General features: G+C 60.4%; 17 protein-coding genes. 8 read left to right on the top strand and 9 right to left on the bottom strand.

Annotated elements, in window-relative coordinates:
• Positions 1-294: 294 nt before the first annotated feature.
• The 5 genes from AruCF_RS28945 to AruCF_RS00470 form a co-directional block, all read right to left on the bottom strand.
• Positions 295-759, bottom strand: coding sequence for a hypothetical protein (locus AruCF_RS28945; RefSeq protein ID WP_144419062.1), 465 nt, complete (start codon positions 757-759; stop codon positions 295-297).
• On the bottom strand, positions 756-9,272 hold the full coding sequence (locus AruCF_RS00485) for a two-partner secretion domain-containing protein (RefSeq protein WP_083036484.1): 8,517 nt from the start codon (positions 9,270-9,272) through the stop codon (positions 756-758). Before AruCF_RS00485 ends, AruCF_RS28945 begins: the two co-directional genes overlap by 4 nt.
• A gap of 320 nt (positions 9,273-9,592) precedes the next feature.
• Positions 9,593-10,018 carry a hypothetical protein gene (locus AruCF_RS00480; RefSeq protein ID WP_049070437.1) on the bottom strand — a complete coding sequence of 142 codons (426 nt, stop codon included), beginning with the start codon at positions 10,016-10,018 and terminating at the stop codon, positions 9,593-9,595.
• A 137-nt stretch (positions 10,019-10,155) separates the two neighbouring features.
• On the bottom strand, positions 10,156-10,473 hold the full coding sequence (locus AruCF_RS00475) for a helix-turn-helix domain-containing protein (RefSeq protein WP_020925696.1): 318 nt from the start codon (positions 10,471-10,473) through the stop codon (positions 10,156-10,158).
• Positions 10,470-10,808, bottom strand: a complete 339-nt coding sequence (locus tag AruCF_RS00470; RefSeq protein ID WP_049070435.1) for a type II toxin-antitoxin system RelE/ParE family toxin — start codon at positions 10,806-10,808, stop codon at positions 10,470-10,472. The genes AruCF_RS00475 and AruCF_RS00470 overlap by 4 nt, the downstream gene beginning before the upstream one ends.
• A gap of 229 nt (positions 10,809-11,037) precedes the next feature.
• On the opposite strand from AruCF_RS00470, the gene AruCF_RS00465 reads away from it, so the two are divergent.
• Positions 11,038-11,544: a hypothetical protein gene (locus AruCF_RS00465; RefSeq protein ID WP_020925698.1), complete on the top strand. Its 507-nt coding sequence runs from the start codon at positions 11,038-11,040 to the stop codon at positions 11,542-11,544.
• A 59-nt stretch (positions 11,545-11,603) separates the two neighbouring features.
• Here the strand turns inward: AruCF_RS00465 and AruCF_RS00460 are convergent, their stop codons facing one another.
• The gene (locus AruCF_RS00460; protein ID WP_049070433.1) at positions 11,604-12,032 is read right to left on the bottom strand and encodes a CopD family protein; all 429 of its coding nucleotides are present in this window, start codon (positions 12,030-12,032) and stop codon (positions 11,604-11,606) included.
• Between the two features lie 3 nt (positions 12,033-12,035).
• A complete protein-coding gene (locus AruCF_RS00455) occupies positions 12,036-12,347 on the bottom strand; it encodes a DUF3817 domain-containing protein (RefSeq protein ID WP_049070432.1) in 312 nt (103 codons plus the stop codon).
• A gap of 138 nt (positions 12,348-12,485) precedes the next feature.
• Here AruCF_RS00455 and AruCF_RS00450 point away from each other — a divergent pair, with 138 nt between their 5' ends.
• On the top strand, positions 12,486-13,442 hold the full coding sequence (locus AruCF_RS00450; RefSeq protein WP_049070431.1) for a GlxA family transcriptional regulator: 957 nt from the start codon (positions 12,486-12,488) through the stop codon (positions 13,440-13,442).
• Between the two features lie 94 nt (positions 13,443-13,536).
• Here the strand turns inward: AruCF_RS00450 and AruCF_RS00445 are convergent, their stop codons facing one another.
• Positions 13,537-13,869 carry a hypothetical protein gene (locus tag AruCF_RS00445; RefSeq protein ID WP_049070429.1) on the bottom strand — a complete coding sequence of 111 codons (333 nt, stop codon included), beginning with the start codon at positions 13,867-13,869 and terminating at the stop codon, positions 13,537-13,539.
• A gap of 688 nt (positions 13,870-14,557) precedes the next feature.
• Here AruCF_RS00445 and AruCF_RS00440 point away from each other — a divergent pair.
• The 4 genes from AruCF_RS00440 to AruCF_RS28930 all read left to right on the top strand — a co-directional run bounded on the left by AruCF_RS00440 (position 14,558) and on the right by AruCF_RS28930 (position 18,990).
• Positions 14,558-15,799 (top strand): ABC-three component system protein, encoded by a 1,242-nt coding sequence (locus AruCF_RS00440; RefSeq protein WP_080977285.1) that lies wholly within the window; start codon positions 14,558-14,560, stop codon positions 15,797-15,799.
• Entirely contained in the window at positions 15,796-16,347 is a 552-nt protein-coding gene (locus tag AruCF_RS28940) for an ABC-three component system middle component 4 (protein WP_144419061.1), read from the top strand. The genes AruCF_RS00440 and AruCF_RS28940 overlap by 4 nt, the downstream gene beginning before the upstream one ends.
• A gap of 104 nt (positions 16,348-16,451) precedes the next feature.
• Complete coding sequence (locus tag AruCF_RS28935) at positions 16,452-18,335, top strand: coiled-coil domain-containing protein (RefSeq protein WP_144419060.1); 1,884 nt, start codon at positions 16,452-16,454, stop codon at positions 18,333-18,335.
• Positions 18,336-18,417: 82 nt separating this feature from the next.
• Entirely contained in the window at positions 18,418-18,990 is a 573-nt protein-coding gene (locus tag AruCF_RS28930) for a hypothetical protein (protein ID WP_144419059.1), read from the top strand.
• A gap of 164 nt (positions 18,991-19,154) precedes the next feature.
• Here AruCF_RS28930 and AruCF_RS00435 read toward each other — a convergent pair whose 3' ends face one another.
• Positions 19,155-20,348, bottom strand: coding sequence for an acetylornithine transaminase (locus AruCF_RS00435; RefSeq protein WP_049070428.1), 1,194 nt, complete (start codon positions 20,346-20,348; stop codon positions 19,155-19,157).
• A gap of 215 nt (positions 20,349-20,563) precedes the next feature.
• On the opposite strand from AruCF_RS00435, the gene AruCF_RS00430 reads away from it, so the two are divergent.
• Both AruCF_RS00430 and AruCF_RS00425 read left to right on the top strand, forming a co-directional pair.
• The gene (locus tag AruCF_RS00430) at positions 20,564-21,529 is read left to right on the top strand and encodes a Bug family tripartite tricarboxylate transporter substrate binding protein (RefSeq protein WP_049070426.1); all 966 of its coding nucleotides are present in this window, start codon (positions 20,564-20,566) and stop codon (positions 21,527-21,529) included.
• 247 nt (positions 21,530-21,776) lie between these two features.
• Complete coding sequence (locus AruCF_RS00425) at positions 21,777-22,559, top strand: transporter substrate-binding domain-containing protein (protein ID WP_049070424.1); 783 nt, start codon at positions 21,777-21,779, stop codon at positions 22,557-22,559.
• The last annotated feature ends 7 nt before the right edge of the window (positions 22,560-22,566 follow it).

Genomic DNA, 22,566 nt, shown 5'->3' with positions numbered 1-22,566 from the left:
GACAATAATGCCAACGGCCATTTGCTCACCCCTGGCCAACGTATGCACATCCACATGAACACGAGCAACCCACTTACCAGGGAAGACTTGAACCAATACATGAATCCCCCAAGCCATCCTTTTATTTCTTTTCGTCCAAATAAAAACCACGTGAGGCCCAGCGATAGCACAGAAATTACCAGCACCCCAAAGGCAGTGAAGTCCGTTTTTATTAAATGCATCAAAACTACTCTCCAGGAGGTCTTTCCTTAATATTATTTGCCCCCGCCGCAAAAGTGCTTCCAGCCCGCATCCCTACGCCTGCACCGGAAAAAGTTTCTTACCCCAAGGAATATTGTTTTCAGCAAAAGTTTTCTCGATTTCATCGATAAATGGTTTGCAGATAGAATATTCTTTCCCTGCCTCATAGCTTTCTAACGTAGCCAAATCATATTTTTTAACCAATTGCTCGCCCAAATCGGAGGAGTAAATTAGAGGTGCTAGCCAATACATCATCCCTTCGTTCGAAAGCTTATGTGGATTGAATTGGGCCAGTTTGCTGCAAAAATCTTCGTAATTCCGCAATTGGCGTGCTTTCATCCACCCCTCATTCCAGAGATTCCAATAACCAACTTTCAAGCATCTATATATAATGTCAACGGCGTACTGCCATGCACCAGGAGAAGTGCCAAAGAGTCCGCTGGGCGAATAGTCATCTAACGTCAATCGATAGAAATCAGACTGGATAGTTGCTGCATGCTTGGGAGAAATATTGCTCATGGTGCTACCTCACTTTTCACGGGAAATTTAAGTTTTAGAATATTACCTACGCCTTTTTTATCTGCATTCAGTGCCTTAATGGCATCGTTATTGACCTCTACCGTCGCAGTGGTTGAGGCTGTTCTTGCGCTAGCCTGACCCGCAGGACGATAAGTAACCGATGTGCCATCTGCGGTCTTGGCCACCCAGCAACCAGGGCAGTTGTCCAATAACAACTTGTCGATCCTGGCCCCGTCAAATATCTGCTCCGCAAAATTCTCTGCGGTAGCGTTGGGGTTGGCACTGGCTGGCATACTTCTTGGCGAACCGAGGTCCTTTCCGGGTGTACCAGGGAGCTTTCCTGCTTTCAAATCAATAAGCGCTTGTGCATTGACAACGCTATTGGGAGCCTTGTTTTCAAGATCAGGCCCTTTGGGGTTCCGTGCAATGCGATCGAGTGCGGCCGTTTCTGCATCGGCCAGCGGATTTCCCGTCGCTTTGAGGCCGATCGTTGACGCTATCGACGCCTTGCCCTTCGCCACGATGCCGCGCAGTTGGCCAATCGAGAGCGTCCCATCCAGGCCGGCACTCAATGCCAAGCCGACCCCTATGCGATCCTCTATCGGCAGTGACAGTAAGTCATATTCACCGCCACGCTGGATGAGATCGATCGTCGCCAGCGTGCTATCGAACACCCCGACCAACGGGTACTTTTCCGCGCGTTGCGCGATCTCACGCTCGTCCTGCAAAGTCCGGATCAGCTTGGCAACGTCATCGGGATGAGTCGAAAAGCTGTCGGCGTCTTGCGCCGCTTCAATCAACGCGAGGTTCGAGCCCGTCAGTACATTGCGCGGCGAGCGCTTCCCTGCTTGCCGCCAGGCCCCTGCGCGATCGTAGAGTTCGGCCAGATCAGCGTTTTCCTTGATACCTTCGGCAAATACCAGCGCATGCCCGTACGAGGCGTCCGCGTTGCCATCGAAATAGACAAAACCCGGTCCCTGGGTTCCCGATGCGATTTCCGCCAGGAACGCACGGGCCTTCTGGTTCTCGTCATAGTGTTCAGCGGCCCAGGAATCGGTCTGCCGCAACGCCTGCGCGGTGAGCTCTGCCTCGGCCTGGGAAACGGATATCCCGTTCTTTTCCGCGTAGCGCTTTGCGCTTTTTCGAATCAACGAACCTTCGTCAGGGTGCAGTTGCCGGTTGTACATATCGGCCAACGACGCACCCGAGGCGCCGCTCATACCGCCGGTCGCTCCCCCCGCCGCGCTCGCCACGACGTTCAGAATGACCTTGGACACCTGATCGCGCGCATCCGCCGGCAAACCAGCAACCGCCTGATTGACCTGATCGCGCAAAAGGTTAGAGGCCGCGTCACCGCCCAGCGTGCCCGAGATGGCGCCGGCCACATCGCCACCGCCCAGCGCCGCGCCAATCCCGGCGATGGCCGCATGCAGCGCCATGCGCCCAGGCTTGCCCTCGCCCCAGAGTTGTTGATCGTCCGCCGTGAGCCTATCGGCAACATCCCCCGCAATCTGCATCCCCAACTGCCCAAACGCCTGCTGGAACTCCAGTTGCTCGCGGACCTTGTCCTTGTCGAAGATCTTCCCGATACTGCCGTTCGCCCCGGCCGTATCCTTGCTCAACCCGGCCGTGCTATCGCGCCCCGTCCTCGCGTCCGAACGCACCGCCAGCTTGCCCGCCGACACCGCCGCGCGGGTCGTGCCCGTTTCGCTGCCGCTGGTGCTGGCGAAGCTCAACCCCGATGGCCCGGCGCCCAGCGCGGCGCCTTTGTTCGGCTTGTCGAACGCACCCGACATGCCCAGGTTGATGCCGACCGTGGTCGACTTGTATTGCGCCGTGTTGTGGATATCGCGGAATCCCAGCGTCTCGGTGGACAGCCGGTTTGTCGCCGCCTCGGCGTCGCTGGCGATGACCGCGCCATCCAATTGGGTGTGCTTGCCCACGTAGATGTCGTAACCGCCCGCGCCCGCATACAGCCCCGTCTGTTCGACGACGCTGTCGTAGTTGGACTTGGTCTTGCCGACACTCGCGCCCAGATAGGCACTGCCTGTCATCGAACCAAAGCTGAAGCTCCCTCCGGCATTGACCTGCTTCTGCCTGGCGTCGTAGCGGTCTGAATCCTGCTGGCTCGCCAGCGTCAGGTTGCGGCCGATATCGGCGCGGATGCGGTCGGCGCGCGCCTGGGCGCCCTCCAGCAGGGTGTCGCGCCCGGAAAGCAGCGCGAGGTTGTCTCGCGCGCTGACCTGCGTCTCGCGATGGGTCGTGCCGTTGCCGTGGGCCTTGCCACTGCCCGCGTAGCCGCTGGCAAAGATGTTGATGCCGCCGCCACTGCCGCTATCGGACACGCCGATGCCGACGCCGACCTTCCAGCCGCTGTTCTTGCTGGTGGAGACTTCGGTGGCGGTCTCGGCCTGGCTTTGCAGCATCAAGTCATTGGTGGCCGCCAGCAGGACGTTCCTGCCGGCCAGATCGCTGCCGATGAGGGACACGTTGCCCGTGCCGGCGGCGTCTTTTTCGCCCGCGGCCATGAGGGAAAGATCGCCCCCGGCCATGACGGACGAGGCGAAGGCGGTGTCCTGGGTGCGCCGGGTTTCGCTGACGGATTTGCTGGCGCCCAGGCTGATCTGGATCTGGGCGCTGGCGGCTTCCTTCCGCGCCGCCGTTGCGTTGTCGGCCTTTGCCGCCTCCATCATCCGATTGGCCTGCACGACCTGATAGGCCGCCTGCCCGACCTTGACGGCGGCTAGGCGGCCATCCTTGGCCTCGCCGGCTTGCTGCAAGGTTCCCTGGACCTGCTGGGCCGCGCCCAGCATGCCGCCAGCCACGCCGATGGTCAGCCCGGACTGCTTGAGCTCGTGGTATTCGTGTTGCCGCGCGCCGCCAACACCGGCGAGGATCGCGACGTTGCTGCCGGCCACGGAAATGTTGCCATCCTGGGCCAGCAGGTTGCTGGCCATGACATTGACATTGCGTGCCGCATCGATACCGAGGTTGCCGCCCGCGCTGCCCACCGTGCTGGCCGAATAGCCTCCGCTGGCGCCGTGCATCCAATCGGTGCGCTGTTGCGTGCTGTAGCCGATGCTGAATCCGCCCCCGCCACCGAAGCCCGACTTCTTGACCTTTTCGTACTGGTAATCCTTGTAGGTTTCGTCCTTGGCCAGAACCTGCAAGTCCCTGCCGACGGCGATCCCGACGTCGTGGTCGCCCAGGACGTTCGAGCCAAGGACAGTGATGTCACGCCCGGCCAGCATCGCGACCGTGTCGCCGCCGAAGGTCGAGCTCACGCCTTGCGTCCATTCCGTCTCGCTCTTGCGATGGGTTTTCTTGCTGGACAGGAATCCCTTTTCCTTGAAGTAGGTCTCGTTGTACGTGTAGCCGGCCGAGTCTCCCGACAGCACGTTGATATCGCGCTGCGCGTTCACGCCCAGGCCGCCCGACGCCGAGACATCGGCGGCGCGGGCGTTGACATCGTTGCCGGCGAGCAGCGTCAGGTCGCCGCGCGCGGCGATGCGCGTGCCGACATCGGTCGCGGCGCGCAGCTCGGCGCGGTTGCGCCTGTCGTAGCGGAAGGATTCGGCGTAGCGGGTCTCGGCGCTGGTCAGGTTGATGTCGTTGCCGGCCTGGATGCGTGCATCGCCCGCGGCGTCGATGACGGCAGCCTGGGCCGAGAGGTCGCGCCCGGCCTGGATGTCGAGCGTGCCGGCGTCGATGCGCGACACGCCATCGATGCGCGTGCTGGAGACGCCGCCGCTGGCGCTGGATCGGGTCGAGGCGGACAGGGTGATGTCGCGGCCCGCCTTGAGCGCGATGGCGCCGCCCTTGATTAGCCCCGCCAGGTCGTGGATGTCGTTGCGGGCGCTCAGGTCGATGCTGCCGGCCTGCATGGCGCCGACGGCATTGCGCACGTCGCCGGCGTTGACGACCAGGGCGCGGCGCGCGCCCAGCGTGCCGCTGTTGTTCAGGTCGCCGGCCACGTCGATGCGGGTATCGCGGCCGGCGATCAAGGTGCCGTCGCCGCGCAGGTCGCCTGGCTTGACGGCCAGGTAGACCTGGGGCGCAAGCACTGTCTGGCGCGAGCCGTCGGGCAGCGTGACGGTGGTCTCGACCAACCAGACGATGTCGCCGGTCAGGCGGCGCATCTGGTCTTCGGTAAGCGCGGTGCCCAGCGTCAGGTCGAATCGGCCGGCAAAGTCGGCGCCGGCCGCGAGCAGCGCCTTGTACTGCGATTCATTGTCGGCATAGTCGCCGACAAAGCGGCTGCCGGTGGCCAGCATGATCTGCTCGGCCACCTGGCGCTGTTCGTAGAAGCCATCGCCCAGGCGCTTGAGTGTCAGGCCTGGGTCCTGGTTGAGACGACGCAGCAGTTCGTCGCTGGAGACAACGCCGCGCGAGCCGGTGAACTGGCGATCGGTGACGATCAGGGCCGGCGCGTCCGGCGCGGTGATCACCTGATAGAGCTTGTTGGCCGGCAATACGGGCGGCAGGGTGACCACGCGTACCGTCTGGCTGCCCGGAGCGCCGATGTCGATGATGCGTGCGACGGGCCGCCGGGACGGCGGGGCAAAGCTTGGCGGGTTGAGGACGGGCCTCGTCGGCGGGGCGGTGAGCGCGGTGTCACCAGGAACGGCGTGCTCCGTGACGGCCCCTACCGGCGCGTCCAGGCGCTCGGAGCCGGCGGTGTCCTGGTACGGCGCCTGGGACTCGTTGCGATGGCGCCTGCGGGTGACGGTGTGGACCTCGACACCGACGCGCTCGACCCGCCGCTCGCCCTGCGCGCCCCGGTTGTCGATGGCCGGACCGTTCACGCCCAGCATGCCGCCGGCGATGATGCGGCTCTTGTCGTTGAAGACGGCGCCCGTGAAAATGGCATCGCCGCCCGCCACGATGCTGGCCGGGTCCGAGGAAGTGACGCGGGTCTCGCTGACGTCCTCGCGCACGATGTAGTAGAAGAAATTGCGGACCAGACGGTTGTTGAAGTCGGCGTTGAAGGCGCGGATCCTTGCGTCCAGTTCCTGATAGAGCGATTCGTTGGCCGCCAGCGCCGCGAGTCCTTCCGGGCCGTACTTCAACGGGCAGGGCGCGGTGCCGCAGGAACGTACTTCCTGCGGCGGCACCGGCACGGGCAGCGGCTCCGCCACGCCGAACACGCGCCAGACGGGGTCACCAGCCTGGTAGCGCGGCGCGGCGGGCTCGTAGTTGCACGGGCCATCATTGGGCAGGCAAACATAGGGCCGGGGAAAATACGCCGGCGGGATCGGCGCGTCGCGACCCTCCTTGCCCTTGACCCGAGGCACGTAGTCAAACGGCGGACCGTAGCGCGACTCCGGATACTTGGCCGACGGCAGCAACAGGCTGCGGTCGGGGTCGTCGTTCAGGAACGCCGGGTCCTTGCCGCACGAGGTGGTGACCGAATCGCACAGCCACGTGGTGGCGCCGTCCAGCAGTTCGGTGCCGTTCTCCAGCCGGTAGTAGATCTTGCGGTCGGCATGGCTGACCTGAACCTGTTCGCTGGTGAAGTGCGGATTGAGGTTTTCGATGCGGTCGGCGGCGATGCGGGCGTCACCGCCGGCCTCGATGGTGGCGGAGATGTTCGATACCGTGTCCGCCTGGCCCGTCGCCAGACCCGCGATATCCAGATTGCGCCCGATCCGCAGGTCGTCCGCCGCGTACAGCAGGGCATGCTCGCGGTTGGTCAGCGTGCCCGCGCCCAGGTCCATATCGCCACGCGAGGCGATGACGGCGTCGGCATCGTTCAACAAAGCCGGCGCCTGGATGGCGATGCGGTCGCCGAAGAGGCGCCCGCTGTTGCGCAGGCTGCCCGCCCGGATGTGGCTGTCGCCTCCGTCGATCAGGCCGGCATTGGCCAGCTCTCCGCTGATGGCGAGGTCGATGCCGCGCAGGCCGATGAGTTCCCCCGTCGCGCCATTGGTGAGCGCGTCGGCGGTGATCCGCAAGTCTTGCCCCGCGTGCAGCTTGCCGTCGTTACGCAGCGTGCCGGTGGCCAGGGCCAGCGACCCGGCCGTGGCCAGCTCGCCCTCGGCATTGCGCAGGTCGCCGACCTGAAGCCGCGCATCGCCTTGGGAGGCGAGTCTGCCGCCGCTGTTGTCGAGCGCGCCGGCAGTCAGGTCCAGTTCGCGGCCGGCGCCGATGCGGCCGGACTGGTTGTCGAGGGCATCCGTCACCAGCGCGATGCGCGCCCCCGCCAGCCCAAGGCGACCGGGGAGGGAATCGGTATCGGCCGCGTCAGTGTCCGTGGCGTCGGCAACAACGCGCGCGATACCGCCGGCCAGCGTGTCGCGATTGTCCACGCGGCCCGCGCGCAGGACCAGCGTGTCGTCTCCCTGGATCCGGCCGGCACGGTTGTCGAGCACGCCTTGCGTCCGCAGGGTGAGGTCGCTGGCTGCCATCAGGCCGTTTGCGTTCGCCACCTCCTGCGCACGCAGCAAGGCCACGCCCTCGGCGGCGAAGGTGCCGCCAGCGTTGTCGATCTTGCCACCGGCATTCAGCGTAAGTTCGCCAGCGCCAAGAATCCTGCCTCGCGCGTTGTCCACGCCCGAGGCGCGGATGTCGGCCATGCCGCCGTAGACGCTGCCGTCCTGGTTGCGCAGGTCGCCAGCGGTTGCCAACGCCAACCTGTCGGCCGCGACGTGACCACGTTCGTTGAAGATGTCCGCCGCGCCCAGCGTGGCGCGCCCCTGGGCGAGCAAGCTGCCGTCCGTGTTGTCGAGGCGGTCTGAGATGGCAAGGTCCAAGGCGCCAGCGCTGGCGAGCTTGCCTGCGGCATTGACCAGGCTGCCGGCATCGATGCCAACCACGCCGCCATAGACGCGGCCGCCCTGGTTGCGCAGCGCGCCCACGCTGGCGACCGCCAGCGTGCCTTGGGCTTGCAAGACGCCTTCGCGGTTATCGACATCGGCGGCTTGCAGCGCGATATCGCCGCCAAGCAGCTTGCCGCCCCGGTTGTGGAACGCGCCGCCGCCATCGATACGGGCGGTGTCGCGGGCCTGGATCACGCCGTCCTGGTTGTCGATTCGGCGGGTGCCGCTGATCGCCACGGCACGGCCCGACACCACGCCGCCAGTCCCGTTGACAAACACGTCGCCGTCCAGCGCCACCGTATCCCCGCCGGCGATCGTGCCGCCACCGTTATCGATGGCGCCTGCCACGTGGCCGTTGAGCGCGCCACCGCTGGTGAGCTTGCCAAGCGTGTTGTCCAGGCTGCCGGCATGCAGCGAGACCGATGCGCCATATAGCGCGCCGCCTCGGTTGAAGAGGGCGCCCGTGGCGTCCAACGCCAATACGCCGCCGGCCGCCAACTGGCCTTCCGACAGATCGAGGGCGTCTCCGCGCAACAGGACATCGCCGCCCGCCAGCAGGGTGCCCGTGTTGCCGATGCGCGCGGCTTGCACATCCAGCGTGGCCGGCCGCAGCGAGCCATCCGCTTGCAGGCCAGCGGTCACCGCCCCCCCGTTGTCGAAACGGCCAGCCACAAGGCGGCTGCCGGCGCCCGAGGACATGGCCCCGTCGTTGCCGATCCTGCCTGCGGCATCCAAGGCCAATGCGCCGACCGCGGCAACCGCGCCCGCATTGACGACATCGCCCGCGCTACGTACCGCCAAGTCAGTGGCGGCCTGCATATGCCCCGACGGCTGGATACGAACATCACCGTTCACGTCGACCGACAGCGCGCCCGTCAACGCGGCGAGATTGCCGCCGATGTTCACGCCAACGCCGGCCTCGGTGCCGATCAGGCGGATGCTGTTGGCGTACATGCCGCCCAGCGCGGCGGTATCGAGCGCCACGCTGGGCGCGGGGCCATCACCCGCCTGCGCCGACTCGGCACCCGAGCCATAGTCAACGCGCGATGCGCCAGCCGTCACGTTCAGCCGGTTCGCCCATATGCCGGCGTTGATCTCCAGCGTGCGCGCGATCAGGTCCACCTGGCTCAGGTTCATGCCGTTCAGGCCTTGTCCCTCGATGCCAAGCCGGCCTGTCGCCACGTCAAAGCCAATGCCGCCGTCCGGCCCGACGCGGGGCTTGCCGGTGGTCAACGTGGCGCGGTCCGCGTTCAGGAATCCGCAGCCATTGCACGTAATGCCCGCCGGGTTGGCGACGATGACGTTGGCCCGATTGCCAGCCACTTCCAACATGCCGAGCAGTTGCGACGGATTGGGCGCGGTGACCTGGTTGAGAATGGTGCCCGCATGCCGATTGCCGAGCATGGGGTTGCCGCCCACGTGCCCGGCCAGTTGCGACGGGCTGGCGCCGCCGCTGTTGTTGAGCACCACTCCGGATGGGCCGACGTTGAATTGCGTATAGCGGTTGTTCGACACGCCGCCGGCCGAAGGCGGCGCGATGTTGACCACCGGCACGCCATGGCTGACGCTCACGAAGGGCTTGGCGCCCGGCACGCTTCTGTCCACCGAGATCGGCAGCGTCTGCGCCAGCACGGGCGACCAGACCTGCGTGAAGACCACGGACCACGCCATCAGGGAACGGAGCTTGGACATCATTCGTACTCGATTGAAGGCGGCTTGGAGGGAGGGCGTCGCAATCGTCTTGATGACTGCGGGAACCCCCACATCCCGTCACCCGCCACGGATCGCCGGCGATATCTGGAATCGGCAATTGCGCGCTTCGCAAAGCGCCATGCAGGACTTCATTTTTAGTCGCGCTCCGTTCGTGCACGACGTAGGAACGATCCGAGATTCGGCGCGATGCGCACGAAAATCGGATGAATGGCATGTTGTGTGGGTAGTGCGCGCATCGGCGGCAATCGCGCTGCGCGGGATCGAAAGCCCCGCGCCGGTCTCGCGCAATGCCCTTCGTCCGTTCAGTCCAGGCCCACCTTCGCCGAATGCTTCGGCGCCCGATAATGCGACGAACGCTTGCGTGATCGCCGCGTCGCGGCCTCAAGGGGTAGTCCCGCCTTGCCCAGCGCCCGCGCCAGTTGCTTGCCTGACACGATTCGGCGGCCGACGGTGTCTTCGTCCACGTCCACCTTGACGTACAACCGGAACAGCCAGAATTGCCGTTCGGCATCGCACCAGTAATAGATCACCCGCAGGCCGCTGCGCTTGCCCCGGCTGCGGTGGGGATCGGCGTAGCGCAGCTTGCGCAGTCCGCCCGTGCCTTCGAGCACCACGCCCGCCTCCGGCATTTTCAGCATCATGCATTGCAGCGCGCGAAATGCGTCATCGTCCAGGAACTTCTCGCGGTCGCGCGAGAACTCGGGCCGTTCGACAAACAGGGCATTCATGGCAATGCACGCGTATCACTATCGTGGATAGACTGAAACCCATTTTGAAGGGCTTCAGCTCGTCCATGCGCGTGCAAGCCGTGGGTTTCGGACGAAGCGAATGACTGCGCTTCGATACGCCACCGCGTTCCCGCTCGTTACACCGCCGCCAATCGCTCCACGGTGTCGGGAAACTTCTCGACCAGCCGAATCAGCAAGGCGGCCTGCGCATTTGGCTTGGCGCGGCCCTGTTCCCAGTTTTCGAGAGTGCGGGGGTTGGTGCGCAGATAGTGCGCGAACACCTGCCGTGACAGATGCAAACGCTCGCGTATGGCCAGGAGTTCCTCGGCGGTCAGATCAGGCGCAGGATTCATTTCCACTTTGTGCGTACGCAGCGTTCGTTTGCCCTCACGCTCAGCCGCAAGCGCATCAAAGCCTTCGGCGATTTCCGCATACAGGTTTCGCTTTTTTTTCATCGCCGTGCCTCACGTTCCGCGTCCAACATGCCCTTGAGCATCCTCTTTTCCCGGGCGCTCAAATCGCTGACTTCATCCTTGTCATACAACGAGAACAACCAAAACTGTTCCCGACCGTCCCACCAGTAGTAGATGACACGCAAACCGCCGCGCTTACCCTTGCCGCGGCGGGGATCGCCAAAACGCATTTTTCGTAGCCCTCCTGTCCCTTCGATGACGGCGCCGGCGTCAGGACGCCACATCATGGCTTGCTGCAGGAGACGAAAGTCGTCGTCATCAAGATAGTCTCCTCGGTGACGAGCAAACGCGGGTAGTTCGACGAATACAGCTTTCATTAAAATGTACGCAAGTTGCGTATGAAAATCAAATCACGAAGCGAGGCGTTGCACGCTTGGCGCAATCCGATGTCAATTGGCCAAACTACGAAGAACGACCGACCGCCAGAAAGGCCATTCTGACGAGACCGCCTCCGCCACAACGTTTGCAACAGCTGATATCCGACCAACAGAACGGCGCGCCCGCGTCCTTGTGTAATGTCCCCCACACCGTCACAAAAGGAACGACATGGAACTGACCCTTCCCGACAAGCTGCAAAAGGCCCTGGAACGCGAAGCCGAAGACGCCAAACGGACACTGCACGCGCATCTGATCAGAAAGCTCGAGAACATCACGCCGCCGGCCGAGTCCATCGACCCCAAGCCTTTGCACGCCAACCTGCCGCGCCTGGTCGCCTACTTGGAACGCATGCCGGGTGTATCCGTGCTGTCGTCGGAAGTGACACGCGATGCGTACTGGTGGGTCAAGCTGACCATCGATCAGGCGCATCCGCTGGCGTGGCGCGTGGTGCAGGAACTGGGCTTCGTCCTGAACGACTTGTCGTTGCAGGAAAAGCTGCCCACCGTGTTCAAGCCGGTATCACCGCCGCCGTACCTGAACGGCGGCCCCGAAGAATGCCTGGCGTGGGTTATCGAATCGACGTGGAACTACATCGATCCGGGTTGGATCGCCGAGACCTTGGAAGGGTATCTGCCCAAGCCCGTGGACGACGCGGCGGCCTGGGATGGGCAATAGAAGCGGAGCAGGCATGAAGATGCAAGCCGCCATCGACGCCATCGAGCGACATGCCGCCCTCAGAACGGCTTCATCACCGCCAGCAGAATGATCAGCACCGGCGCGGCCAGCACCACCGGCATCAACCGCGCACGGCCCGCCTCGGTGACCTCACCCGCCACCTCCGCCAGCCGCCGCAGCCGTCCCGCCTGCATCCCGTGCACCGCCGCCAGCAACAGCACCAACGCCAGCTTCACCGACAGCCACCCGCTGCCAAACCAGCCCGCGCTCGTCGCCAGATACACCCCGCTGGCCAACGCGCCCACCATCGCCGGCGTGGTCAGCAGCCGTTCCCACTTGCGCAGCAGCCGCAGGCGCGCCAGCTCCTGCGGCAAGGCCGGCCCCGGCAGCTTGTCGGCCGCCGCCAGCACGAACGCCTGCACCACCATCCCCGCCACCCAGAACAGCACCAGCGCCAGGTGCAGCGACTTGATCAGCAGATACGCCATTGCTCACGCCTCCCGCGCGCGGCGCAGCGAACGCGCGATCACGAAGCCGCCAAACGGCACCAGCGTCGCCACCAACGTCCACACCAGCCGCTGGCGCGGCCAGCCCTGCGCCGACGCCACATTGCACGCCAGCGCGATATAGACCATGAACGCCACCCCATGCACCGGCCCCACCCACGACACCCCTTGCGGCATCCCGGCCAGATGCTTCAACGGCACCGCGACGCCCAGCAGCGCCAACAGCGTCACGCCTTCCAGCATGGCCGCCCACTTGAAGAGAGCAGGGGTCGAAGCATCGGCGTCTTTCAGGGGCATGGCAGCGTCTCGCAACAGGATGAGCGGCATTGTCCGGGCTGGCGCAATCGCCAACCATTGGCCAAAATGCCAATCTTCGAAAGAAATCCGCCAACCGTGCGCCGCCGTCCGCCCGACCCGTCCCGAGGCCCCAGCCCCATGCCCCCGCCCACCCCGCACCGCGTCGCCGTGCTCGCCTTCGACGGCCTCGTCGCGGGCGACCTGTCCATCCCCTGCGAGATCTTCCAGCTCGCCGAAACCCAAGACGGCCGCCACCCCTACGCCGTGCAGGTCCACGCCGGCAAACCCCGCGTCCGCACCCACGCCTACGACCTGCACATCCGCCACCGCCTGGACGCCGCGCGCGGCGCCGACACCCTCGTCATCCCCGGCCTGGCCGACCCGGCCGACAGCGTCCCGGACGACATCCTCGACCTGATCCGCCACGCCCACGCCCAGGGCGCCCGCATCGCCTCCATCTGCACCGGCGCCTTCGTCCTGGCCGCCAGCGGCATCCTCGACGGCCTCAAGGCCACCACCCACTGGAAAGCCGCCGGCCTGCTCGCGCGCCGCTACCCCGCCATCGACGTCAACCCCAACGTCCTGTTCGTCGACAACGGCCAGGTCCTGACCTCCGCCGGCGCCGCCGCCGGCATGGACCTGTGCCTGCACATGATCAAGCGCGACCACGGCGCCGCCGTCGCCGCCAACAGCGCCCGCCTGGCCGTCGTGCCGCTGGAACGCGCCGGCGGCCAGGCGCAATTCATCATCCGGCCCACGCCGGCCTCGCACACCGACCTGACGCCTCTGCTGCACTGGATCGAACACCGGCTGGCCGAGAACCTGACCGTCGCCGCGCTGGCCGCCCAGGCCGCGGTCAGCGTGCGCACCTTGAACCGGCGGTTTCAGGAACTGCTGGGGGTGAGTCCGCTGCAATGGGTGATCCAGGCCCGCGTGAATCGTGCTCGCGGGATGCTGGAGACGACGGACCTGCCGGTGGAGCGGGTGGCGATGGAGGTGGGGTTCGGGTCAGCGGTGTCGCTGCGGGAGCATTTCACGGGGATCGTGGGGACGAGCCCGATGGGGTATCGAAGGGCGTTCCGGCGGGCGGCATGAGGGTGGCCTGATGCTTGGGGATGGGGCGGCCTGACGCTTGGTGGCCTGGAACTGGCCTGACGCGTTGCGCGACAGGCCGTTGGTCTTTTTCGGGTTACTGGATCGAGCGGGGCGCGTTGTGCGTGGCGGCGTCGAACGCGGCGTCATCGGCGTAGGCGCGGGCCGATTCCAGCATGGCGTCGGTCAGGGTGCCGAGGTGATCGCACAGGCCCTCCACGCCGCCCATCAACGCGGCCACCGTCCATGCGTCCAGCGGCTGGCTGCCGGTGGCGGCGGGTTCCGAGGCGCTGTTGCCGACCAGGCGAGCGATGGTCTGGATGGCGTAGCGGGCGCGTTCGATGTTGTAGAGGTGGGAGAGGGCGACTGGGCCGTGCTCGGGGTCGGTGTCGACCAGCCAGGGGTTTCGGGTGAGGGGGTGGGATTGCATGACAGGCTCCAAAGACTGATGAAGCCCGCTCCCCACTTCCAAATGGGGTGGGCGGGCGCAAGGCAAGGTTGGAAGACCGGCGTCTTTGGAAACCGGCGTGCGCGAACGCACCCTCGCCAGGGCCCGCCCATAGGGACGTGCAGAGGCGTACGGACGTGAAAACGCCGCCAGGCGGCGGCGGTCCGCCAAAGACATTGCCGGCTTCCAAACCGGGGCTACCGTGGGAGTAGCCGAACAATTATACAGACTGCATCGACCTAGCTGAGCACCAGGGAGCAATTCTGCGCCCAGCAGAAGTAGAGGGCACTTTTCTCTCCAAACCTCAGGTTGGTTAGCACGACGATGCTACCAACAGTCTTATTTCGCCAAACCATGTCTACAAACCAAATTGATTTCGAGGCACATGGCTCATTTAAGTAAACATAACGGCCTGGTAAGCACCTACTTCGCGAAGTAGGTATTCAATCTGCTATGTAAAAAATGCCGGCGCAATTCCCGACTTTAGTTAGAGGGTTCTTCGGCCTATCTCGCACACCCTTCAATGCACACGACTAAAGTGATACTATCCGTAAGATAAATAGTATAAATCCTACGAACTCTAGTCTACAAATCTTGCGGACTAGGCCAACGCAGGGATTTCCCCAATATCCCACGCTTGCCCGCCGCAGTTTTTACACTGAGAAGAGCAATGATCGAGTTCATTAAGAAAGCAGGAAAGAGCGACCTTATCTTGTTTATCCACGGGTTTACCGGGGGAAAGACAACATGGCGCCATCCTCGCGATGGATATTTTTACGAGCAATTGTTGGAATATTCTTCAATTATCGATAATTACGATATAGCAGTATTTGAATACTATTCTCGACTACTCAACTTACTACCAGCAGCAAACTCAATCAGGCAGAAATTTACATCCCTATTCAAATCTATTCAGCCGAAATCAAAAAAGAACATCTCTATCGAAGAGATCTCTAATCTTTTATCGACATGCATAAGATTTGATCTCGACCAATACAAGAACATCATTGTCATTGCCCACAGCATGGGCGGACTAGTAGTCAAATCATACGTGCTGGGGGAGCTTCTCAGGGGGAGGAGTTGCAAGATAAAAATGATCCTGTCTCTCGCAGTTCCTCATCTAGGCGTCAACTTCGCCGCGCTCGGAGCATTAATTTCCAACAATAGGCAAATTGAAGATTTAGCCCCTTTAAGTGAGCTTTGTCCTAAATTAAATGACTCTTGGGTTAAACAAGCTGAAAAACCTATCGTCAAGTATTTCTATGGCGCACACGATAGGCTAGTAGTAAAGCAGAGCGCTATTGGCACCGACGATCAGGAACAGGATGTAATTTGCTGCGACGACGATCACCTCAGCATTTGCAAGCCAGAGCAAGGAGGGATTTTGATCACAGCGACCGTCTCGCTAATCTCCGAATTTAATGCGCAAACCGCTACACTCCCCGTCCAAACTATCGCTTATCCAGAGCAGTTTGACGATGAAATTTTTGTTCTCAAATTACTCCTGGCTGATGTGCACGATGCAAGCATCAGAAATTCAAAGGAGTTTTTCTTAAATGCCGAATATGCACGGAAATATCTAAGCAGTCGCTCCGATCAGGAAAAACTACAGAATCTATATGGAAGAATCAGGACCATATATCAAAATAGTTACGAATCCCATGTCGCTGCAAATGGAAATGGAAAATCTACTACCTTGGTCGCTGCAGTACACCGGCGCATAATGGATGAGGATGCGACATTTCTCAAGGCTGCCCATCCGATGCTGCAAGCTCTCCACAAGATGGGCATGCTGCATCAGCTAGCTAATGACTTAGGTAAGGATATTTGGTGGAGCGAAGATCGTTCCAGAGAAGCACTCATTAATGCCCGTGAGCACCCGTCCGGCAAGGCTTCGGAGGAGCAACTATGAAGCTTCCTTACAGGGTCCCCGACAATGAATTAACCTTAAACGTTGCTATCCTGCTAATAATTATATTTGCACTAGGAAGGTCAACGCGTGGAAAGCTGCTGCTTAACAATGAACGATTAAGATTATTTCTATACTTATTAAAAAACCCAATTAAATTAAATGAGTTATTAATTTGCAATGAAAAATCACACGCCACGCTACAAAGCCACGAAGAATATTCTGTAGCTAGCATCTCCAACAACGCTGACATTCTTTACGATGACAGCGTGACGAAAGAATTATTGCAGTATGCAGCAGCATCCCATCTTTTAGAAGTTGAGTATCGCAAGACCGATGGGTTTATGTACTGCCTATCTCCAGCCGGGATAAATGTCGTTAATCAACTCGTCGGCGATTACTACGACCATCTTCATCTATACGCGAACGCGTTAGCTCAGCTAAACGCAATACCTACGTCCACCTTGAATGAACAAGCTGACCGCATTCGCCGGGGGCAGCCCCAACTTAATAGCGTGCCTGCTCTCAGCTTAAACGGTCATTTTGATTAAGTTCTCCCGAGGAAAACATGAGCGCTCTAAATAGAGGAATATTGATCGAACAATTGATCTTCGTGGGACACAGAAAGGATTACGTAATACCACTGAAAGCTGGCATGAACATCATCTATGGGGATTCAGCAACCGGGAAAAGTAGCGTACTGGAATGCATCAACTATTTATTCGGCTCCTCAAAATTTATCTTTGATGAAGAGATCGAAACCGCCGTAGCGCATGTCATGATGCAAGTGGTGCTGGGTGAAACGACGTTTGTTGTTAAACGCAGTATTTTTGATGTCAATGCGGACGTCGAAGTTTATACGGGCGACATTAACTCATACCAGCAGGTTTTTCCCAAAAAGCTATCACCAAACTACGGGAAGCCCGGACTCGATGGTTTCCTTTCAGATTTCTATCTGTCGTCGCTCAAATTGCCTTTTGTCACCATACGCCAGGCACCGTCCAAAGACTCGTCTAACATCGTCCGCCTCAGCTTTAGGGATATTTTTAAATTCTGCTATTTAAAACAGGATGATGTAGGGGCGAAATCACTATTAGGCGAAGGGTCGTTCAGCGGAGTTAAAAGCAAAGAGACCTTCAAATATATATTCAACCTCCTGGATACTGCAATTGCCGATTTACAGGCGGCGCTGTCTGACGCTACACAACAGAAACGAATAAAAGAGGAAGCGTACAGAGTTATATCGGAATTCCTAAGAGCCGTTGAATTCCAGACCGAACATGATTTGGACGATGCAAAATATGAGGCAGAAAATCGCCGAAAGCTAGCAGAAAACGAACTCTTCAATATAAACGATTCAATCAAATCTAATAATGAGGGCTACGCCGCATTGAAGGAGATTCTCGCTGACATATCACTACGGATTAGGAAATCAGAAGGCGAACTACAACTCAGCGATAGCCTTATAGAACAATACGTTAGGCTCAAAAACGATTATCAAGCTGACATTCACAAACTCAAAGCTATAAAATCGTCAAAAAAACTGATTGGAACAGACACAACCATCTTTACGTGCCCGCTCTGCAGCAGCCAAGTTGATCTTGGACGAATCAAAGCGACATATGAAATAGCCGAATTGGATCATGTTTCTCAAGAAATTAATTCCATAACGAGAAGAATGAAAGACGCCGAGCAATTAGCTCAAATAGAAAGAAGCAAAAGAGCGAGCCTTCTGGACGACTTAAAATTACTAGAAAAAGAGAGGATGCGGGCGCGTAATATGCTGGACGAAGAAATGTCTTCCGCAATCACACCATATTTGGCTGATCGAGACGCCTGGTCGTTAGAATTAGCTCGCGCTACAGAGGATTTGGCTAGTATCGAGCGAAATTTAAAAATTCGCAATCAACAGAAGACCGTATTTAGGGAGTTGCATTCCGTCGACGAATCAATCCAAAAACTTCGTGAGCAGCTCGAGCAACTGAGGCAAAGCGCGCCCGCCATTGATGAAGTTCTTGGAAACATTGGCGACTTTCTTACATCCTACTTGCGGCAAGTGCAAATTTCGGACATCCGCGATGTGAGGATAAGCAACACCACATTCCTACCTGTGCTACGTAATCGAGACTATCGCGAAATTACTTCTGGTGGTTTGAGAACGATTTTATCGATAGGCCACTTTCTTTCCGTTCTGGCGAACGGGCTCCGTGAACCCAATAATCACCCTGGCTTACTTATGATTGACACGGTTGGGAAATATCTGGGAAAAACTGACACCAGGTACCAGGAAACCGATATTAATGAAGATAGGAAAGAGGGCACATCCGATCCAATAAAGTATAAAAATATATACAAGGGGCTTTTTTCGTTGTGCGAGAGAATATCCAGGGAATCCGGCAGGGTACAAATCATCGTGGTGGACAATGACCTTCCGCCTGGATTAAATACAACAGCACCAGGTTCGATCGCAGCATATTTCCGAACTGATGGTCGAGATGGTACCCAACGTGGCCTAATTGATGACGCTCCGCGAAATTAGATCAACAAAAACAAGCCACCGATTACTTAGCCTCTAGCCGATTTTTATCATCACTCTACAAATAACCACTGAGGAGAACTTAGTGCAAAAAGAAAACTATGGATCCCAGCAGGGAAACGGCAGCATAAACGTTGGAGTGGGAGACTTCAGGGGTGCGAACGTCAATATCGGCGGAGCCCGAAAGCCGACCTTCACTTCGGAGCAGATACAAATCAAGCGTCACCCAGCTCTAGGAGGACGAAAGATAAAAGCCAATAGCCTCAGCACTTTTGGTATCGTCACAGGGCTGGCCAGCCTGTTGGGCCTCTACTTTTCGCTTTTTTCTCCGTTTTCAAAGCCAATTTCCGCGTCGTGGTCAAGTCTTTTTCTATTCTCGCTGGCAATCGCGAGCATTTGCTTTGCCACATCAGGATTATTGAAGCGGAAGAAATTTGAGTTTTTCTTCAGGAAATACTATTTAGAATGCGGCAGCAGAGAGGGTATTTATTTAACCAGTCTCACCGCCACATGCCCTTGGTGCGGTTCAAAAATGAAGCTTCGGAACATAAAATCCGCGAACAAACAAAGTCAAGACATATTCTTTTGCGAGAGAAATTCGACTCACCATACAATTTTGCTGGACCCGACCTTTCTCTGCGAGATCGCAGAAGAATAAATAATGCTCTGCCCGTAGATATGGGATTGAGTGCCTACATTTTGCATAACAATTCAACCGGTCTTGAGATTTTCATAACCATCTTTGCGTATTAGAAAAATCACGGTTAAAAAAAACTGCAGCTTGCGCTGCAGCGTTTTTCATGTTTTGAAAACAACGAATTATTAGCTCTTACGAACTTTTCCAATCAACCCATCCAACTGCCCTAGCATCGTATCGATTTCCTCAGCCGTCACATTCAACGCCGGCATAAACCGCAGCAAATTCCCCCGCGGCGCATTCAGCAGCAGCCCATTCGGCGCCAGATTCCGCGCGGCTTCGACGATGGCGGGGCCGTCATCACGATCCATGATCAGTGCACGCAGCAACCCCATCCCGCGCTCGCCCTTCATCCCATACTTGGCCGACAAAGCCAGCAGGCCTTCGGACAGTTGCTTGGCACGCGCATTAACCGATTCCATGAAGCCCGGCGCAGCCAGCGCATCAAACACCGCCACACCAACCGCAGCCATCAACGGATTCCCGTTATACGTGCCACCCTGGTCCCCATGCGAGAACACGCAAACTTCCTGACGGGCCAACAAAGCAGCCAGCGGCACCCCACCACCAATCCCCTTCGCCAGCGTCATGATGTCCGGCACCACATCGGATTGTTGGTAGGCGAACAACGTCCCCGTACGCCCCATCCCCGTCTGCACTTCATCAACGATGAACAGCAGCTTGTGCTCATCCGCCAGCTTGCGCAGGCCCTGCATGAATTCTTTCGTCGCCGGGATAACGCCGGCTTCGCCCTGCACCGGTTCGAGCATGATCGCCACGGTCTGATCATCGATCAGCTTGCGCACCGATTCCAGATCATTGATCTCGGCCTTGGGGAAACCTTCCACCTGCGGCGCGAACATCTTGTCCCAGCCCGGCTTGCCGGATGCGGACATCGTGGCCAGGGTGCGGCCGTGGAAGCCGTGGTTCATGGTGATGATCTTGTAGGCGCCCTTCTTGTTGACCTGGCCCCATTTGCGCGCCAGCTTGATGGCGCCTTCGTTGGCTTCGCCGCCGCTGTTGGCGAAGAAGACGCGGTCGAAGACCGAGGCGCCGGTCAGGCGGGTGGCCAGTTCGATGGAGGGCAGGTTGTAGAACGCCGGCGACGGGTTCATCAGCAGCTTGGACTGGTCCAGCAGGGCCTTCTGCATTTCCGGGGCGCTGTGGCCCAGGGTGTTGACGGCCCAGCCCTGGACGAAGTCCAGGTATCGCTTGCCCGCGTGATCCTCCAGCCAGGACCCCTGGCCGCGCACGAACACGAGGTCCGGGCGGGAGGTGATCTCCATGAGGGCGTTGACGTTGTACTGGCTGAATTCCATGGCGGTTCCTGCTGAAAGGAGAGAACAGGGGTTGAAAAAGAGGGGGAAACGCTAAATGCCGAATTTAGCACCGGCGGGGGGAATGCTATCGTGTCGCACCCCCAGCCGATCCGCCCCACGGCCGCCCCAAAAGGGCCGCTTGCGCGGGGCTTCCTATTTTATGCAACTGGCGCGGCCGTCGCGCGGCGCCGTTTGTCGCTTTTTACTGACCGATCATGACACGAATTCTTTCCAGTATTGCCGCCGGCCTGATGCTGGCGGCGGCCGCGACGGCCGCGCATGCCGAGTATCCCGAACGTCCCATCCGCCTGGTCGTGCCGTTCCCGCCGGGGCAGGCCACCGATATCTTCGCCCGCGCGCTGGCCGAGAAGCTGGGCACGGCGCTCAAGCAGCCGATCGTGGTGGAGAACCGCGCCGGCGCTGGCAGCAATATCGGCATGGAGCAGGCCGCGCGCGCGACGCCGGACGGTTACACGCTGGTGATCGCGGGCTCGGCCGCGGCGGTGAACCAGACGCTGTACAAGACCATCAACTACAGCCTGACCAAGGATTTCGCGCCGGTGTCGGGGGTGTTCTCGGTGCCGCTGATGTTCCTGGCGACGCCGGCTTCGGGCATTACGTCGCTGCAGCAACTGGTTAAGCAGGCGCGCGCCAATCCGGGCGAGCTGGCGTATGCCAGCGCCGGCATCGGCGGCACGCAGCATCTGTCGGCCGAGATGTTCAAGGCGGCGGCCAATATCGACATCCGCCATATTCCGTACAAGGGCAGCGGCCCGGCGCAGGCGGATTTCCTGGGGCACCAGGTGCCGCTGATGGTGGATTCGGTGACGGCGGGGCTGCCGCACGTGCAGAGCAAGAAGGCGGTGGCGCTGGCGGTGACGACGGCCAAGCGCCTGCCGCAGTTGCCGGACGTGCCGACGGTGGCCGAGAGCGGTTATCCGGGTTTTGAGGCGATCGGCTGGGCGGCGGTGCTGGCGCCGCGTGATACGCCGCCGGCCATTACCAACTACCTGAGCCAGCAGATCGGCCACGTGCTGGGCACGCCGGAGATGCAGAAGTTCTTCCGTGATCGCGGCGCCGAGCCGATGCCGATGAAGCCCGAGGCCACCGGCGCGTTCATCGCCGGCGAGGTCGACAAGTGGGGCAAGGCGGTCAAGCAGTCGGGCGCGCAGGTGGACTGACGACTGTCCCGCAGGAGCCGGTGGCGGGGCGGTTCCCGCCCCGGCGCTCGCCGTGGTGCCGATCCGGTGCCGCGCATGCGCCGCAACGGCGCATGATGCACCACCCTGGTGCGATGGGCGAGGAGCAATAGGCGCGCGCCACGGCGCGCCCAAAATGGCACGGAACTTGCTTTTCCAGTTTTGTATACCGAATTGGTGTGCAACGCTCGACCCCGCTCCCGGGGCGGCGCGCCCTGGAGAGTTCCTCATGAACCGTAGAACCCTGTTGCTGTCCCTCTGCACCGCCGCCGCCCTGCTGGCCGCGCCGCTCACGCATGCCGACACCCTGGACGACATCGTCAAGCGCGGCACCCTCAAGGTCGCGGTGCCGCAGGACTTCCCGCCGTTCGGCTCGGTCGGCGCCGACATGAAGCCGCTGGGCTACGACATCGACACCGCCGCGCTGATCGCCAAGCAGATGGGCGTGAAGCTGGAGCTGGTGCCGGTGACCAGCGCCAACCGCGTGCCGTACCTGCAGACCCGCAAGGTGGATCTGGTGATCTCCAGCCTGGGCAAGAATCCGGAGCGCGAGAAGGCGATCGATTTCTCCGACGCGTATGCGCCGTTCTTCAATGGCGTGTTCGGCCCGGCCGATGTGAAGGTGGCGTCGGCCGCCGACCTGGCGGGCAAGACCATCGGTGTGACGCGCGGCGCGGTCGAGGACATCGAGCTGACCAAGATCGCCCCGCCCACGGCCACGCTCAAGCGCTATGAAGACAACAACGGCACCATCACCGCCTTCCTGTCGGGCCAGGTGCCGCTGATCGCCACGGGCAACGTGGTGGCCGCCGCGATCCTGGCGCGCAACCCGCCCAAGAAGCCGGAGACCAAGTTCCTGATCAAGGATTCGCCCTGCTACATCGGCCTGAACAAGGACGAGCCGAAGCTGCGCGCCAAGGTCAACGAGATCCTGGCCAACGCCAAGCGCGACGGCTCGCTGACGGCGATCTCCAAGAAGTGGCTGGGCGCCGATCTGCCCAAGGATCTGTAAGGCAGGC

Origin of the sequence: Achromobacter ruhlandii, from assembly GCF_002082135.1 — a bacterium.
Taxonomy (GTDB): Bacteria; Pseudomonadota; Gammaproteobacteria; order Burkholderiales; family Burkholderiaceae_B; genus Achromobacter; species Achromobacter ruhlandii.
This window is presented reverse-complemented; position numbering and strand designations above follow the sequence as displayed.

Bases quoted from the DNA above. Each gene is read 5' to 3' on its own strand.
- AruCF_RS00450 (WP_049070431.1), top strand. From the start codon at position 12,486: ATGCCCCCGCCCACCCCGCACCGCGTCGCCGTGCTCGCCTTCGACGGC.
- AruCF_RS00445 (WP_049070429.1), bottom strand. From the start codon at position 13,869: ATGCAATCCCACCCCCTCACCCGAAACCCCTGGCTGGTCGACACCGAC.
- AruCF_RS00475 (WP_020925696.1), bottom strand. From the start codon at position 10,473: ATGAAAAAAAAGCGAAACCTGTATGCGGAAATCGCCGAAGGCTTTGAT.
- AruCF_RS00455 (WP_049070432.1), bottom strand. From the start codon at position 12,347: ATGCCCCTGAAAGACGCCGATGCTTCGACCCCTGCTCTCTTCAAGTGG.
- AruCF_RS28940 (WP_144419061.1), top strand. From the start codon at position 15,796: ATGAAGCTTCCTTACAGGGTCCCCGACAATGAATTAACCTTAAACGTT.
- AruCF_RS00465 (WP_020925698.1), top strand. From the start codon at position 11,038: ATGGAACTGACCCTTCCCGACAAGCTGCAAAAGGCCCTGGAACGCGAA.
- AruCF_RS00470 (WP_049070435.1), bottom strand. From the start codon at position 10,808: ATGAAAGCTGTATTCGTCGAACTACCCGCGTTTGCTCGTCACCGAGGA.
- AruCF_RS00480 (WP_049070437.1), bottom strand. From the start codon at position 10,018: ATGAATGCCCTGTTTGTCGAACGGCCCGAGTTCTCGCGCGACCGCGAG.
- AruCF_RS00430 (WP_049070426.1), top strand. From the start codon at position 20,564: ATGACACGAATTCTTTCCAGTATTGCCGCCGGCCTGATGCTGGCGGCG.
- AruCF_RS00435 (WP_049070428.1), bottom strand. From the start codon at position 20,348: ATGGAATTCAGCCAGTACAACGTCAACGCCCTCATGGAGATCACCTCC.
- AruCF_RS00440 (WP_080977285.1), top strand. From the start codon at position 14,558: ATGATCGAGTTCATTAAGAAAGCAGGAAAGAGCGACCTTATCTTGTTT.
- AruCF_RS28945 (WP_144419062.1), bottom strand. From the start codon at position 759: ATGAGCAATATTTCTCCCAAGCATGCAGCAACTATCCAGTCTGATTTC.
- AruCF_RS00485 (WP_083036484.1), bottom strand. From the start codon at position 9,272: ATGATGTCCAAGCTCCGTTCCCTGATGGCGTGGTCCGTGGTCTTCACG.
- AruCF_RS00425 (WP_049070424.1), top strand. From the start codon at position 21,777: ATGAACCGTAGAACCCTGTTGCTGTCCCTCTGCACCGCCGCCGCCCTG.
- AruCF_RS00460 (WP_049070433.1), bottom strand. From the start codon at position 12,032: ATGGCGTATCTGCTGATCAAGTCGCTGCACCTGGCGCTGGTGCTGTTC.
- AruCF_RS28935 (WP_144419060.1), top strand. From the start codon at position 16,452: ATGAACATCATCTATGGGGATTCAGCAACCGGGAAAAGTAGCGTACTG.